13 protein-coding genes are annotated in these 15,421 nt (G+C 50.6%); 4 read left to right on the top strand and 9 right to left on the bottom strand.

Features of this window, described 5'->3' with window-relative positions; all coding sequences use genetic code 11:
* Together AACR41_RS07520 and AACR41_RS07515 are read left to right on the top strand one after the other, a co-directional pair.
* The coding region (locus AACR41_RS07520; RefSeq protein ID WP_228657514.1) for a Mov34/MPN/PAD-1 family protein at positions 1-518 on the top strand (518 nt) is incomplete at its 5' end.
* A gap of 26 nt (positions 519-544) precedes the next feature.
* A complete protein-coding gene (locus tag AACR41_RS07515; protein ID WP_030007215.1) occupies positions 545-1,102 on the top strand; it encodes a CAP domain-containing protein in 558 nt (185 codons plus the stop codon).
* Positions 1,103-1,120: 18 nt separating this feature from the next.
* Here the strand turns inward: AACR41_RS07515 and nblS are convergent, their stop codons facing one another.
* Together nblS and purD are read right to left on the bottom strand one after the other, a co-directional pair.
* Complete coding sequence (nblS, locus tag AACR41_RS07510) at positions 1,121-3,139, bottom strand: two-component system sensor histidine kinase NblS (protein WP_012307019.1); 2,019 nt, start codon at positions 3,137-3,139, stop codon at positions 1,121-1,123.
* A gap of 70 nt (positions 3,140-3,209) precedes the next feature.
* Positions 3,210-4,475 carry a phosphoribosylamine--glycine ligase gene (purD, locus tag AACR41_RS07505; RefSeq protein WP_030007214.1) on the bottom strand — a complete coding sequence of 422 codons (1,266 nt, stop codon included), beginning with the start codon at positions 4,473-4,475 and terminating at the stop codon, positions 3,210-3,212.
* Between the two features lie 140 nt (positions 4,476-4,615).
* On the opposite strand from purD, the gene AACR41_RS07500 reads away from it, so the two are divergent.
* Positions 4,616-5,578: a lysylphosphatidylglycerol synthase domain-containing protein gene (locus tag AACR41_RS07500; protein ID WP_030007213.1), complete on the top strand. Its 963-nt coding sequence runs from the start codon at positions 4,616-4,618 to the stop codon at positions 5,576-5,578.
* Here the strand turns inward: AACR41_RS07500 and AACR41_RS07495 are convergent.
* The 5 genes from AACR41_RS07495 to AACR41_RS07475 all read right to left on the bottom strand — a co-directional run bounded on the left by AACR41_RS07495 (position 5,565) and on the right by AACR41_RS07475 (position 11,605).
* Positions 5,565-8,213, bottom strand: coding sequence for a trans-splicing intein-formed DNA polymerase III subunit alpha N-terminal partner DnaE-N (locus AACR41_RS07495; protein WP_030007212.1), 2,649 nt, complete (start codon positions 8,211-8,213; stop codon positions 5,565-5,567). The two genes, AACR41_RS07500 and AACR41_RS07495, sit on opposite strands and share 14 nt — an antisense overlap.
* Before the next feature lie 80 nt (positions 8,214-8,293).
* Positions 8,294-8,863: a Uma2 family endonuclease gene (locus AACR41_RS07490; protein ID WP_030007211.1), complete on the bottom strand. Its 570-nt coding sequence runs from the start codon at positions 8,861-8,863 to the stop codon at positions 8,294-8,296.
* A gap of 41 nt (positions 8,864-8,904) precedes the next feature.
* The gene (locus tag AACR41_RS07485) at positions 8,905-10,158 is read right to left on the bottom strand and encodes a PQQ-dependent sugar dehydrogenase (protein ID WP_030007210.1); all 1,254 of its coding nucleotides are present in this window, start codon (positions 10,156-10,158) and stop codon (positions 8,905-8,907) included.
* Positions 10,159-10,200: 42 nt separating this feature from the next.
* On the bottom strand, positions 10,201-10,830 hold the full coding sequence (locus tag AACR41_RS07480; protein ID WP_030007209.1) for a flavin prenyltransferase UbiX: 630 nt from the start codon (positions 10,828-10,830) through the stop codon (positions 10,201-10,203).
* 34 nt (positions 10,831-10,864) lie between these two features.
* Positions 10,865-11,605, bottom strand: a complete 741-nt coding sequence (locus AACR41_RS07475; RefSeq protein ID WP_030007208.1) for a HEAT repeat domain-containing protein — start codon at positions 11,603-11,605, stop codon at positions 10,865-10,867.
* A gap of 174 nt (positions 11,606-11,779) precedes the next feature.
* Between AACR41_RS07475 and AACR41_RS07470 the strand changes: the two genes are divergently transcribed.
* Positions 11,780-12,016 carry a NifU family protein gene (locus tag AACR41_RS07470; protein WP_012307027.1) on the top strand — a complete coding sequence of 79 codons (237 nt, stop codon included), beginning with the start codon at positions 11,780-11,782 and terminating at the stop codon, positions 12,014-12,016.
* A 78-nt stretch (positions 12,017-12,094) separates the two neighbouring features.
* On the opposite strand, the gene ppc is transcribed toward AACR41_RS07470, so the two are convergent.
* Together ppc and AACR41_RS07460 are read right to left on the bottom strand one after the other, a co-directional pair.
* On the bottom strand, positions 12,095-15,082 hold the full coding sequence (gene ppc, locus AACR41_RS07465; protein ID WP_030007207.1) for a phosphoenolpyruvate carboxylase: 2,988 nt from the start codon (positions 15,080-15,082) through the stop codon (positions 12,095-12,097).
* 146 nt (positions 15,083-15,228) lie between these two features.
* A complete protein-coding gene (locus tag AACR41_RS07460) occupies positions 15,229-15,417 on the bottom strand; it encodes a hypothetical protein (RefSeq protein ID WP_143589350.1) in 189 nt (62 codons plus the stop codon).
* Between the last annotated feature and the right edge of the window lie 4 nt (positions 15,418-15,421).

Raw genomic sequence — 15,421 nt, 5'->3', positions numbered from 1 at the left:
CTTTTTTTCGGCAACGAGGCAACAAGGCCATTATGTTAAGCTTGACTCCTTCTCAAATCGAACAACTCATCACCCACGCCCAGACCTGCTATCCGGAGGAGTGTTGTGGTCTGTTACTGGGGCAAAATAAAATAGTCCGGGAAATCTGGCCCACGGAAAATACTTGGACGCTGGCGTTCAGCCAAGCAATGCCGGAATTGCTCCCCCCAAATCCCCAGTCCCAGTCCCAGTCGCGCCATGACCGGTTTGCGATCGCCCCTGCCGCAATTCTCAAAGCCCAGAAATACGCCCGCGCCCAAGACCTAGCAATCATCGGCATCTACCATTCTCACCCTGACCATGCCGCAATTCCCTCTGAATATGACCGGGCGATCGCCTGGGACATTTACTCTTACCTCATTCTCTCTGTCCACCAGCGGCGTGTCGCTGACTATCGCAGTTGGCAACTCGATGGCGATCGCCAATTTCAAGAAGAACCGATCCAGATTCAGCATTTAGATTCTGAATTCTTACAATAGAGCTAACTTTCCCCAGAGGCTTTCCCATGAGACACCAGCGTTGGTCACGTTTTGTGGTTCCCATCTTGTTTTATTTCGGTGCCCGTTTCGTCTTTCAGCAGACAGAACGACCAACCATTTCCTCGACAGCGAATCAGCCGGTCGCCCAACAGGAACAACCCGTCACCCCCCAACCCGTCAAAAATCCCAATACCGAAACCATCGAACGGCAGATTCATACCCAAATCAACGCCTATCGAGCCAGTCTGGGCCTAGAACCTTTAACGTTGGACTACCGGATTACGAATGAGTCCCGCAAATACAGTGCCAAAATGGCCTCCGGTGAAGCTAGCTTTTCCCATGATGGTTTTGACGAACGGGCCGCTAGCCTTGAAAAACAAGCTTTAAAATATGCCAGTGTTGCCGAAAATCTCGCGCTTCTCCAAGGCTATGATGACCTTGCCACCGTTGCCGTAGAAGGTTGGATCGACAGCCCTGGCCACCACAAAAATATTATTGGCGACTTCGATCTCACAGGCATTGGTGTCGTTAAAAATGAAGAAGGTGTCTACTACTTCACGCAGCTGTTCCTCAAGCGCCGCTGAACAATCCCGTTGGAGTGGCTAATTACTGCTGACTTCTATCGATTGATCCTGGACATGGTGCGGGTTGTCGAGCAACTGTAATTCCGGCGTCCCTTGGGCAACGTTCAGCTCAAACCAAAACGTGGTACCAATGCCCACTTCACTGATGAGGTGAATCCGACTATTGTGTTTATCAATAATATTTTTCACAATTGATAACCCAAGCCCCGTGCCTTCGAGGGTATGCACACGATTTTCCACCCGAAAGAAACGGTCAAAAATTGCCTCTTGATCCTCTGGATCAATCCCAATCCCTGTATCTGAAATTTCAATGCGCACCCGCTCTGGATCGTGGGGAACAGGATAGGCTCTCACACTGACACAGCCCCCTGCTTGGGTGAATTTGAGTGCATTCCCCACGAGATTTGTTAGTACCTGTAACAACAAATCATAATGACCCAAAATCATCGGTAGATCAGTTGCTAACTCATGGGTCAGGGTAATTTCTTTATCCCGGGCGTTAAGTTGGTGGGTTCTCAGGGTTTGCTCAATGGGCTGGGAAATATCCACTTCATCAAGGCGATAAACACGGGAAGATTCAAGGCGCGATAAATCTAAAACATCATTCACTAGACGAGTGAGGCGATCGGTCTCGTTATTGGCGGTTTCGAGGAAATCTTGCCGCTGCTGTTCCGTCAAATCATCCCCATATTCATGGAGGGTCTCAATAAAAGACTTGATGTTAAAGAGTGGGGTGCGCAATTCATGGGAAACGTTACTGATAAATTGGCTTTTGGCCTTATTGAGCTCCGCTTCTTTGGTGATGTCTTGGACGGTAATCGCAATGCCCCGCACATTGATTTTGCTCTTATCCAGCACTTCAGTCAGCAAAATCCGAATCGTTGTGGCTTCTGCCACATTGTCCACCATATCTTCGAGGGTGATTTTAAATTCATTTCCCCGAATAATTTCTTCGGCATTGCCTTGGACAGCATGGTGCTCAATCAGGAAGTCTGAATCTAGGTTTTCACCTGCGGCAATTTGGTGGAGTGGGCGGGTAATTTGGGTGGTGACAGAAGCGGGTAAGTGGTGCAGGACAGTGGTGCCAATGATTGATTTTTCGTCCCAGTGAAAAATCTTGCGGGCCGTTGGGTTGGCCAAAATAATTTTTAAGTCTGTGTCGAGGAGGATGGCACCGTCGGCAATGGTGGTGACGAGGGTTTCGAGCTTGGCTTTTTCAGAGGTGAGTTCTTCGATATTTTGCTCTTCGTAGCTAGCAAGTCGTTCGGCCATTTCGTTGAAGTTTACGATCAGTTCACCGAGTTCCCCGCCAAAGGGAAGATCGATCCGTTGCTCGAAATTTCCGGCGGCAATATTTTTCACGCCATCGAGGAGTTCTTTAATGGGGCGCGTAATGGTCAGGGCGTTAAAAACACCACCAAGGATGACCATGACCCAAATAAAGACAAACACGGCGAGGGTGACATCCCGCGTCAGATTAGAGGAGGCAACAACGGTGGCATTGGGATTGATGCCCACCACAAGAATGCCTAGGTATTCGTCATTTTGGTGGAGGGGGACAAAGACGTCTGTGATTTCACCATTGGGGGTCAGATGTTGCTTGGCAACGGGAAAAAATCCGGCGGGATTGTAATCGTCTGGCGGGGTGATGCGCCGTTCGATGGTGAGACTGTTTTGGACTTCGGCTTCGGAGTAGGGAATACCGTAGACAATTTTGCCGTTGGGGTCGGCATAGATGAGGTAGCGGACGTTTTCGGTGCTGTTGTAAAAGCGATTGGTGAAGAGGGCGAGGTCAGAAAGATTGTGGTCGGCGACAAGGGGCGCGACATTCGCTGCCAGTAAAAGGCCCAGATCGCTGCCGAAACGGGTGTCATTCAGGCGGGCATCTTGCTGGATTGAGTTCACCGCCCAAAAGGTAAAACCACTCATCAGCAGGGACACGGCGAGGGTGGCTGCAGCCATCAGTTTGGTCTGCAATGTGAATTCTGACCACCAGCGGGAAAGGATATTGCGGAGTTTGGTGATGAGGGTTAGCAAGGTGTTTTCGGGGGTGAACTTACCAGATCAAGTTTGCTTTATTAAATACAATGTAACGTTTTGTTGCAAGTTACGCTTTTTTGAGGCGATGGCCAATGTCGCGACGATAGTACATTCCTGGGAACTGAACCTTGGGAACGGCCTGGTATACGTTGGCGATCGCCTGCTCAAAACTGTGACCACGGCAAACAATGCCAAGGACACGACCCCCATTGGTGACGAGGGTATCTCCTTCTAATTTAGTCCCTGCATGGAAAACTGTCGCACCTAGAGCTTCAGCTGCTTGGATACCTGTGATAATCTTGCCCTTTTCATAGGCACCGGGATAGCCTGCCGCCGCCGCCACGACGCAAACTGCACTACCGTCATACCACTGCAAAGGAGGCAGTTCAGCCAGGGTTTGATTAATGCAGGCGAGCATAATCTCATCGAGGGGTGTTTCGAGGAGGGGTAAAACCGCCTGGGTTTCTGGATCGCCAAAGCGACAGTTAAATTCCAGCACCTTAACCTCGCCATCTGGTGCAACCATGAGACCTGCGTAGAGAATCCCCCGGTAATCAATGCCGCGATTTTGTAAAGTTTTGAGAGTGGCCTCCAGAACATCGGTTTGGACTTGGGCCATGATTTCGGTGGTGGCGATGGGCGTTGGGGCGTAAACCCCCATGCCCCCGGTATTTTCCCCGGTATCTCCTTCGCCAATTTGTTTGTGGTCTTGGGAGGGCAGCAAGGGGCGGATCGTCTTCCCATCGGTGAGGGCGAGGACAGAGACTTCCTGACCCACGAGAAATTCTTCGACGACCAAGGTTTTGTACCCTTCGGCCCAGAGGCGATCAACGGCGTTTAAGGCTTCTTCTAAGGTTTCCGCGACGATCACCCCTTTTCCAGCAGCGAGACTATCGGCTTTGACAACGATGGGGGCGCCTTGGGTTTTGATGTAGTCCTTTGCGGCTTGGGGATTGTTAAAAGTGCCAGCGGCGGCGGTGGGAACCCCTGCTTCGTTCATTAAGTCCTTGGCCCAAGCTTTACTGGCTTCAATGATTGCGCCATCTTTTTTCGGGCCGAATACGGAAATCTTGCGTTCTGAGAGAAAATCAGCGAGGCCGAGGGAAAGGGGGACTTCTGGGCCGACGGCAACAAAGGCAATGTCGTGGTCAGAGCAGGCTTGGGCAATCCCCGCAAAGTCATCCACGGCAATAGGTAGATTTTGGCAATTTTCTAGGAGAGCTGTGCCGCCATTGCCAGGGGTGCAAACGACTTTTTGGACGTTGGGAGATTGGAGCAGTTTCCAGGCGATCGCATGCTCTCTGCCGCCGTTACCCACCACGAGTACATTCATTGTTACTAATTCAACCTTTGTTAATTGATCAATCTTTTATTCTATCGGAAGAGATTCCCCCATTGGAGGCTATGGTAAAGTTCTGGCAATGGTGAGGGCAGACAAAATGAACTTTGGCAAAATATTTTTGGGTTAGCCCAGTGATAGATCGTAAAAGTGACCGTCAAAGATTTTTTAAAAAGCATTTTCTATCGGGCATAAGTCTCGTCATTTGTGCAGTGGCAGTGGGGGTGATTTGGCAGGAATTTCGACGTATTGATTGGCCCCTTGTCTGGGAAAATTTGAATCACCTTTCTGGAGCTCAGTTAGGACTAGCAAGCTTTTTTGTGGTGTGTAGTTACGGGGCGATCGCCAATTATGATCTTTTGGCATTTCGATATCTCCAAAGAACTTTAGATGCCTATAAAATCGCCTTTACAGGGTTGATCACCTATGCCATTAGTCCAAACGTGGGTTTTGCGTTTCTGTCGGGGAGTATGTTGCGCTACCGCCTCTATCGTCAGTGGCAAGTGTCCCATTTAGAAATTGCTCAGGTTATTGCCTTTACGAATTTAAGTTTGTGGGTCGGGTTATTGCCCATTAGTGGCATTATTTTTACGATTTTTGAGTTTCCCCTACCAACGGGGATTCAACTGCCTTTTTTTGCACAATCACTACAGGGATTTGGCATTCTTTGTTTAGGAATTAGTGCTTTATATGTGCTGGGTTCTTGGGTATTTAAAAAGCCATTGCAGTGGCGTAATTATCAGTTTAAATTTCCTTCATTAAAACTTTCTCTTCAGCAGGTTCTTGTATTTAGTTTGGATTGGGGATTTGCCGCTCTAGCACTGCATTCTCTGTTGGCGCCACCCCTCAATTATCCTGTTTTTTTCGGAGTTTATGTACTAGCGATGGTCGCCGGCTTAGTGAGTACAATTCCCGGTGGTTTGGGGATTTTCGAGACGGTGATTCTCTTTTTCTTGCAAGACACCCAGCCAGAGGAAGTCATTTTAGCCACCTTAATTGTTTTTCGGGGTCTGTACTATCTGTTGCCCTTTGCGATCGCCGTTGCTGCTTTACTATTGTTTGAATATCGCCAAACCCGTAAACCTAAGCAGTTCTAGGTAGGGAATCTGGTACTGCCCAGGCAGCTAGGTCTAAATTTTGGGTGAAAATCTCGTCAATGGGTAGCAGTTCCCCGGTGGTGGTCAGGAATTTATGGTCTGGGGTCGCCCGAATCATTTGGCCATTTTCCAGTTCATATTCATACAAAAGGCGATCGCCCCGTTGGTGCCACTGTTCAATGGGTTGCGTGTAAATCAAGCCCTGGGCATCAACACTGTACACATGGCAGAGCAATTCCTGTTCCACAATGGTCTGGATTGGCAGTACCCCGTATTCCACCGTAACAACAGGCGTGTCCCCGGCGAGGCAATATTCCGCAAATTTCACCATTTGGTCGAACAAATCCCTGGCGATCGCCTCCGAAACCCCATTGGTCGCCGCCCCCTCCACGAACTTGGCCTCGTGTTTTTTCATTTCATCAATTTTCTTTTTCCCCATCGCCCGCCGCAGCAGGTCCGCTTCCCCGAGGGAATAGCCCGCCAAATCCTGGGCCATTTTCATAATTTGTTCCTGGTAAACCAAGACCCCATAGGTTTCATTCAAAATCGACTGCAAAAGCTCGTGTTGATATTCGATCTTTTCGACGCCGTGTTTGCGGTTAATAAAAATCGGAATTAGACCCGCATCCAAGGGGCCAGGTCGATAAAGGGCAAGAACAGAGGAAATATCCTCAATGCCAGAAGGGCGCAGATCCTGCACAATTTTTTTCATGCCGTCGGATTCCAGTTGGAAAATCCCCTCTAGATCCCCCCGACCAAACAGATCATGGGTTTTATCAATATCACCCGGTAACTTTTTCGCATGGCCTTTACTAATAATTTCTAGGGCCTTGCGTTCATCGAGGGGCAACTGATCGAGATCCAGTTCTACGTGGCGATATTCCTTGATCAAATCCGCCGCTTTTTTAATCGTGGTGAGATTTTTTAGGCCGAGAAAATCCATTTTCAGCAGCCCCATTGCCTCCACATCTTCCATGTAATATTGGGTGATCACCGCCCCTTCATTGTTACGCTGGAGTGGTACCGCTTCATCTAGGGGCGTTGAAGAAATCACCACCCCGGCGGCATGGACGCCAAAGGTTTTGTTCGTGCCCTCAATGCGGATCGCCATATCCACCCAGCGGCGCACCTGGGGATCAGTTTCGTAGCGACGCTTGAATTCTGGTTCTGGCGTATCGTCGGAAATCATCACCTTCAGCTTTGCCGGTTTGCCCCGGGCCACGGGGATCATTTTTGCCATCATGTCCGCTTCTCCGTAGGGAATATCCAGCACCCGTGCCACATCTTTGAGCACGGCTTTGGAGGTCATGCGGTTAAAAGTAATAATTTGTGCGACCCGGTCTTCACCATATTTTTCGGTGACATATTTGATCATTTCATCCCGCCGCTCGATACAAAAATCCGTATCAACGTCCGGCATGGATTTCCGTTCGGGGTTGAGGAACCGCTCGAACAGCAGACTGTGATGAATTGGGTCAATATTCGTAATGCCAAGGGAGTAGGCCACGAGGGAACCAGCCGCAGAACCCCGCCCTGGCCCGACAGGAATATCATTGTCCCTGGCGTATTTTACGTAATCCCATACCACGAGGAAGTACGTGGAAAAGCCCATCTGCTGCATCATTTGCAGTTCGTATTCGAGGCGTTCTTTATAGGTGGGATCGACTTCGGCCTGGGTTTTGCATTTGAGACGTTTAAGGAGTCCGTCCCAGGTGACTGCTTCGAGGTAACTGTCGGCGGTGTGGCCCTCGGGGACGGGGTAATCGGGAATGCGGGGTTCCCCCAGGATTTTGTAGGGTTCGACCTTGGCGGCAACTTCGAGGGTATTGGCGATCGCCTGGTCAATAATCCCTGGGTCGAGGTGATCCCGAAAGAGTTTACGCATCTCATCGGCGGATTTGAGATATTCGGTGCCGCTGTAGCGGAGGCGCTTATCTTCGGTGATTAATTTTGCGGTTTGAATACACAGGAGGGCATCATGGGCCTCCACGTCGTAGCAAGAAATGAAGTGGGAGTCGTTGGTGGCGATGATTTTAATGTCGAGTTCCTGGGCAATTTTGACGATCTCCACATTGACGATGCGGTCTTCCTGGGAGCCGTGGTCTTGGATTTCGAGGTAATAGTCATCGCCAAAAATATTTTTGTACCACTTCGCCACTTCCCGCGCCCGCTGATATTCGCCCTTGAGGATACATTGGGGCACTTCGCCACCGAGGCAGGCACTGGTCATAATCAGCCCTTCGTGGTGTTGCTCAATGAGTTCTTTATTAATGCAGGGGCGGGCGAAAATCCCTTTGCCTTGAAAGCCCTTGAGGTGCGAAATAGTGGTCAGTTTCACCAGGTTTTTGTAGCCCTGGGTATTTTTCGCCAGAACGACCTGATGGTACTTTTTAAACCGTTGGGTTTTGTCTTCGATGTCGCCGTTGATCACGTACATTTCGTTGCCAATGATCGGCTTGATCCGTTTATTGCGACAGGTTTTTAGCAGTTCGATCGCCCCGTACATTACCCCATGATCCGTTAAGGCGATCGCCGGCATTTTCAGTTCTTCGGCCCGTTTAATGAGGGGTTTAATCTGGGACGCGCCATCGAGCAAACTGTAATCACTGTGGATGTGGAGACCGACAAAAGACATGGCGAGGGGGCACTCTAGTAGGGGAAGTAGACCCTCATTTTAGGCGATCGCCTTTCACTATGACGGGGGAAATGCCGGGATTATTCTAGGGGAACATCACCATAGATTTCCTGGAGGGGGGCATTCAGATTTAGGGCTTCGATGTGGGCGATCGCCTCTAGACCTTTATAGGTTTGTAGAAGCCAGATATCAGCTTTTTGACGACGAAAACATTCCACCAGGTATTGATCCACATTGATGAGGAGATACTCTTGCAGACTGGGAATTTCCCGGTAAAACTCGAACTTGCGCCCCCGATCAAAGGATTCTGTTGAGGGGGAAAGCACTTCTACAATCACCGTGGGGAATTGAATATAGCTGAGTTGTGGCTCGTCTCGCTGGTCACAGGTGACAACTAGATCTGGATAGAAAAAACGACGGCGATCGCCCACATTAACTTTCATATCCGAGATGTAAGTCCGACAGCCCGCAGCCCGGAGTCCATTTTTCAAGAGAATTAAGAGATTACTACTGATCAGATTATGATTGCCCGTGCCCCCAGCCATGGCGTAAATTTCACCATCGATATATTCATGCTTAATTTCGCTCGTTTGCTCAAGGGCTAAATATTCTTCTGGAGTGAGGGGTTGGTAGTCAGAAAGGGCAATCATGGCAAATCTCAGTCAGCGCACCATTCCATTGTGGCAGATGGTTATGAACCTTCACTCTGGGGCGCGAGGCGTAACAGTTGACCCGAATTTGCATCCGTCAGAACGTAGAGGTAACCGTCGGGGCCTTGGCGCACATCCCGCACCCGTTGGCCAATGGGAATCCGCGACTCGGCGATCACATTTCCCCGTTCGTCAACTTCTAAGCGGCGAATATCCCGGGAAACCAAGCCCCCTGCAAATAAATTCCCTTGCCAATCTAAAAGGCGATCGCCTGTATAAATCGCTAACCCAGAAGGGGCGATCGAAGGTGTCCAAACCCGCTGGGGATCCGTAATTCCTGGGGCTGTCGTTGTGGGAGCCACGGGTCGTCCCGTCGCATATTCCGCACTAAAGGAAACCTTGGGCCAACCGTAATTGGCCTCGGCCTGGATCAGATTCACTTCATCACCGCCCCTAGAGCCATGTTCAGTCGCCCAAACCCGTTGATTCATTGGGTCAAAGGCCAGTCCCTGAATATTGCGGTGGCCGTAGCTCCAAATTTCCGGTAAAGCGCCCGGCTCATCTACAAAGGGATTATCGTCAGGAATTGAGCCATCATCGTTAATGCGAACCACCTTCCCCAGATGGCTATCGAGGTTTTGGGCCTGATTACGAATGAACTCGCCATCCTGCTCTAGGGGCGGATTTCCACCGTCACCGATAGAAATCAGTAAGGTTTGATCCGGGAGCCAAGTCAGCCGAGAACCGAAATGCTGTCCCCCTTGTTTGGTACGCGCCACCTGAAAAATCACTTCCCAATCCGTCAATTTTTCCCCGTCAAATTTGGCCCGGGCAACCCTTGTGCGGTTTGCATCCTGGGTGCCAAAGGCATAGGTGAAATAAACCCAATTGTTTTGTTCAAAGTCTGGATGAAGGGCAATATCTAACAATCCCCCCTGTCTCGAAGCAAACAGTTGTTGGGCTTCGGCGGCGGAGACTTCTGCAACCCCGGCGATCGCCTCTGGTTCTAACACCCCATCCCGCACCAGGCGCAACCGTCCCGGCCGCTCTGTGATCAACATATCTCCATCGGGTAACCACGCAACCCCCCAGGGACGTTCCAAACCCTCAACAATTGGCGTCACTGTCACGGCATCCACCGCTAAATCCTCCGCCTGGGGACTCCTGAGCGTCGGCGTTGCTTCGGCTAGAGGTGAAGTTTCATCGGGCATCGACACGGATTGGGACGAACAACCCACCAGAGGCAAGGCACTCCACCATAGGGCCATCACAACCAGCTTAAGTCGAGTGTTCATGGGTAATAGATACTCCGCGAGAAATATCCCTAGGGTAGATCATCACTCTGATTTTTGGCTGGCGGCCTCTTCCTTCCAACGCTTGAGGGGAATACAGTCAATCTCAAACTGATCCAAGGCCCTAGCAACAACAAAATCCACCAGATCATAAATCGTTTGCGGTTGGTGATACCAAGCCGGGATTGCTGGGACAATTTTTACGCCCACCTCAGCCAGTTGGGTCAAATTCCGCAAGTGAATCAAACTAAAAGGTGTTTCCCTGGGGACAACCACAACTTTACGACCTTCTTTAATAGAGACATCTGCCGCCCGTTCGAGGAGATCAGAGCTGAGGCCATTGGCAATTTTCGCAACGGTGCTCATACTACAAGGGATGACCAGCATTCCTTTGGTGCGGTAGGAACCACTGGCAATGCCCGCCCCCACATCACCCCAACGATGACAACGCAAAATGCCTTTTTCTGGAACACTTGCCTGGTCACGCCAAAACTTAGCTTGGTGATCGGGATCAGCGGGCATAGTAATGCCATTTTCGGCTTGCCACACCATAAAGGATGCTTTTGAGGCGACGACATCCACTGTCAAGTTGGCTTCAAGTAAATATTTGAGCGTCCGCACCGCATAGATAAGCCCCGATGCACCACTGATACCTACCGTGAGGGGTCGATCCATAGAAAATTTTGACTGTAAGGTTTGTAAAGTTTTTTTAAATCAAACCTTCAAATTCTAACGCTTCGATCATTTGCAGGCCATTGGGATCACCAATACGCAGCAGGGCAGCCCGGGCATCTTCTTTCACGCCGACATCTTCATCTTCAACGAGAGCTTCAATGAGGGCATCAACGGCGGTGGCGTAGATCACGTTGGAGGGCATTTCGCGACAAAGTTGCCCTAATGACCAGGCGCAGTTACTGCGGACGGCGGCCATTTTATCGCGGCGCAACCCCCGGATCAGGGGCGGAATTGCCCGGGAAATGTCTTCGTACTGGAGTTTAGCCACCTGGGCGAGGCTGCTGGCAGCCCATAAACGGACAGCAGAAATATCAGTTTGGAGGGCATGGACTAATGGATCAACGGAGCGGCGATCGCCACAGTTTCCCAAGGCCCAAACAACCCCCTTGCGCACATAGCCATTCCAGTCTTGTGCAAGCACATCGATGAGAGCCGGTACCGCTGTTTCTGAGGCGTTACGACCAAGGGCATAGGCAGCACTGACACGGGTGAGGGGACAAACATCTCCCTGGAGCAGTTCAATGAGGGGATTTACCGCTCGCGCATCCCGGTGATCACAAAAATAGCGGGCAGCGATCATGCGTTGGTTTTTATCGGCAGCAGTAAGCATCTGGAGCATCGATTCTGCCGCCATTGCTCCGTCTGGGGTGCCTTCCTGAAGCGGCTGTTCACCCAAGGTTTCGTCAATTAGGTTAAGGTCGTTTGGACTTGGCATAATTAATTACCCTACTACCGTTGTTGTTCTAGGGGCAACTGTTGGGTGGGTAGCGGATCTCTCCGAGATCGCCAACATTATCGCCTCAAAGTCTACTGGAGAGCATTTTCTTTGCAAAGGAATAAAACGGAAACTTTATAATAGAAGGCGATCCCTTCGTTCACCAAAAAAATTATGGCATTAGCACTCACGACCGAAAACGTCGAAGCAACCCTTGATGAATTACGTCCCTACCTCAAAGCTGACGGCGGCAACGTTGAGTTGGTAGAGATTGATGGCCCTGTGGTTAAACTGCGTCTCCAGGGCGCTTGTGGGTCTTGCCCCAGTTCAACCATGACCCTACGGATGGGCATCGAACGGCGTTTACGGGAAAATATTCCGGAAATTGCAGAAGTAGAACAGGTTTTCTAAATCGTTTTTCACTTTCTTTAGGATTGTAGGGGTTTGCTATGGTGAACCCCTACTTTATGTTTACAGGGCTGTTTGAGATCAACCCGTATTCCGCATGCCGGCGGCGATGCCATTGATGGTTAAAAGGGCGCCCCGCAGGAGTTCTTCTTTGCTATAGCGGAAGTGGACGATACTGGCTTGGGTTTCTCTGGTGTATTGACGTAGCCGTTTGAGGAGCGAGACTTGCAGGAAACCGAGGGGGACAATGGTGCCATTTCTCAGTTGGACAGAACGCTGGAGGGGGCGATCGCCATCGAGGAGGGCTTCATTTTCCGTAATTTCGAGGATTAGCCGCTTCGTGAGGTTATATTCCTGGGAAATCTGCTCTAGAAGCTTTTCAAACCGGGGAATATCTTCTTTTTCCGCCAGTTCATGGACATAGTGGCTTGCCATTTGTAAGTCCACCTTGGAAAGGGTCATCTCTACCTTTGAGATCACCATCCGGAAAAAGGGCCATTTACTGTAGAAATAGCGCATTAACTTCAGGTTCTCGACGGGATCCTCTTCAAAAAAGCCCTGGAGCGCCGTGCCCACACCATACCAAGCGGGCACGAGGAAACGGCTTTGGGTCCAGCTAAAGACCCAGGGAATCGCCCGGAGACTGCTCAAATCTTTATTGCCTTTTTTGCGACGGGCTGGACGGGAACTGATTTGCAGTTGGCTAATTTCCGGAATCGGCGTTACAGACATGAAAAAGTCTAGGAAGTCGGGTTCTTCGTAAATTAACGCCCGGTAAGCCGCCCGCGATCGCTGGGAGAGGTCTTCCATAATCCGATTCCAGGGCTGAATATCATCAAAGCCACTGGCCAACAAACTCGATTGAATCACCGCCGTAGAGACGCTTTCGAGGTGGTATAGCGCCAAGTCTGGGAGGGAATATTTAGACGCCAGCACTTCCCCCTGTTCGGTGATTTTAATCCGGCCATTAATGGTGTTGGGCGGTTGGGCCAAAATGGCGGCGTAGGCAGGGCCGCCACCCCGACCAACGGAACCACCGCGACCATGAAAAATGCGGAGGTCAATGCCGTAGGGATCGGCCACTTGTTGGAGATTTTTCTGGGCTTTGTGGATTTCCCAATTACTACTCAAGAAGCCGGAATCTTTGTTGCTGTCGGAATAGCCGAGCATAATTTCCTGGAGATTCGGCACCAGGCGATCGCCAAAGGTTTCATCACAGCGGCCATCGGCGGGGGGTTCATAGCCACCAGCTAAACAAGCGCGATAGAGGGGGATTTCAAACAACGCCTGCATGATTTCCGGGGCGTTACGCAGATCATCCACCGTTTCAAAGAGGGGGGCAATGCGGATAGTGGTCATCCCTGTGAGGGGGTCATACAAACCCGCTTCCTGGGCCAAGAGCAGCACTTCTAAGACATCACTGACTTCGTTGGTCATGCTGATGATGTAGGTCTGGCAAATGCCGATGCCAAATTCCTGCTGGAGACGACGTAACACTTGGAGCGTTTGGATCGTTTCTACAGTTCTTTCCGAAAAGTGCATTTCCTTCGGAATCAGCGGACGACGGGTTTTCAGCTCCTGTATCAGCCAAGCGGTTTTTTCTTCGTCGCTCAGGTCGTTATAGGATTTGGGCAACACCCCTAGGTAGTCAACAATTTCGGCGATCGCATCGGAGTGGCGCGTTGATTCTTGGCGAAAATCGAGGCGCGTTAAAACAAAGCTAAAAATTTCGACTTGGCAAATGAGTTTATCCAGGGCCGCACAGTTGATTTCCGTCTGTACAAGGCTTTCGCGAATCAGTTTTAGGTCAGCGAGAAACTCCTGGCCACAGATATAAACCTTGTCATCGGCCGCTTCTACTTTGTTTTCCCAGGCGGGCATATTCGCTAGACGGCGGTTGCGCTCCAAGGTATTTTCCAAGCGCCGCTTGATGTAGGCCAACTTGAGGCGGTAGGGTTCTTGGCGGTAACGAATAGCTAGGGTTTCGTAGATGTCGGGGAAAATATTTTGATCCTGCTCCAACGAATCCAACAGATCCGGCAGTACATTACTCCAGTGCAGCGATAAACTCAGTACATCCGAGAGGGATTCCACCGAGGCAATGTAGCGTTCCAGCACCAAACCCCGTTGATAGCAGGCTGTCTTCCAGGTGACATCAGGAGTAACAGAAGGATTACCATCGCGATCGCCCCCAACCCAAGAGCCAAAATTGCAAAAATTGGTGGTGGGCACCTTGAGGGTCGGGAAAGAAGCTTTTAGGGCCTGTTGGAGCCGTACCGATAATTCGGGCAGGGTGTCAAACAGAACTTCCTCAAAATAATGCAACGCATAGTCCACCTCGTCCAACACCTGGGGTTTAAATTGGTGCAGCTCATCGGTGCGCCACCAGAGCCGAATTTCTTCGGTGAGTTGCTGTTGAATATTTTCGATTTCCCAAGAATCGCTCGTCCCCAAGCTTTTCAGCCCTTCTTCGGTTTGATCTAGTTGCCGTAGGATCCCCGCAATCCGCCGCTGTTTATTGCGAATCGTGTGGCGGACAATCTCCGTGGGGTGGGCCGTAAATACCAGTCGAATATCCAACTGATTGAGAAGACGCTGGATCGTCTGGGGCGGCATATTCTGGTGCTTGAGGTGGGGAAACAGCCAATCAAAGGTGCCGGCTTGGGTGGGGGCAATTTCTGTGTGGACGCTGTTACCGTTGGCTTCGCTGGCATTGGCAGAAGCTAGATTACGACGAAATTGTTGTTGTTCGCGCTGTTCGTAATGTTGCTCGACGCTATTGATTAGCTGGAAATAGAGGGCAAAGGCCCGCGCTGCCCGGATCGCATCTTCTAGATCTAGGGTTTCGATCAGCTCCGAAATACTACGGGGGGAAAAATTGAGGCTTTGGCCATCGGCGGTTCGGGTTGCCCGGAGATGATTGAGCCGTTCGACGAGTTTTTGACCACATTCTTTCTGCAACACCGCCTGCCAAATGTCTTCAACCAGCGTGAGGCGTTGCCGGAGGAGAGATTGGGAAGTGGACAAAAGTTCAGCTTCGGCACTGGGGGGATGCATGACTTGGTTCATGGTACTTAGACGTTTGGGGCTAGGAAAATGGGCTGTCTGCTGTGAAAGAAGATCTTGATGATTGTAAGGGCTAAGGTTCGATTGGGGTAGTGCGGTGGAACACGGAACGGGCGATCGCCTTTGGGGGGTGGCGGTGGCGGTGCAGGCTAATCGGACGTCTCAACATCGGGAAAGGGTAAAGATGGTAGGCGATCGCCCCGGAAAATTTCTTCACTCCAAACCCCTGCCTGCGTTAGAGTCTGGGCGAGATCTTCACCCCAACGGTGGGTCAATAAATAGGCTGGGGCTAATAACCCAACCAGAAGATTAGAGGGCACAGGTAACTGAACTTTCATCGGG

Origin of the sequence: Picosynechococcus sp. NKBG042902 (assembly GCF_963864045.1) — a bacterium.
Lineage (GTDB): Bacteria > Cyanobacteriota > Cyanobacteriia > Cyanobacteriales > MRBY01 > MRBY01.
The sequence above is the reverse complement of the archived record's forward strand: the minus strand, read 5'-3'. Positions and strand labels throughout refer to the sequence as shown.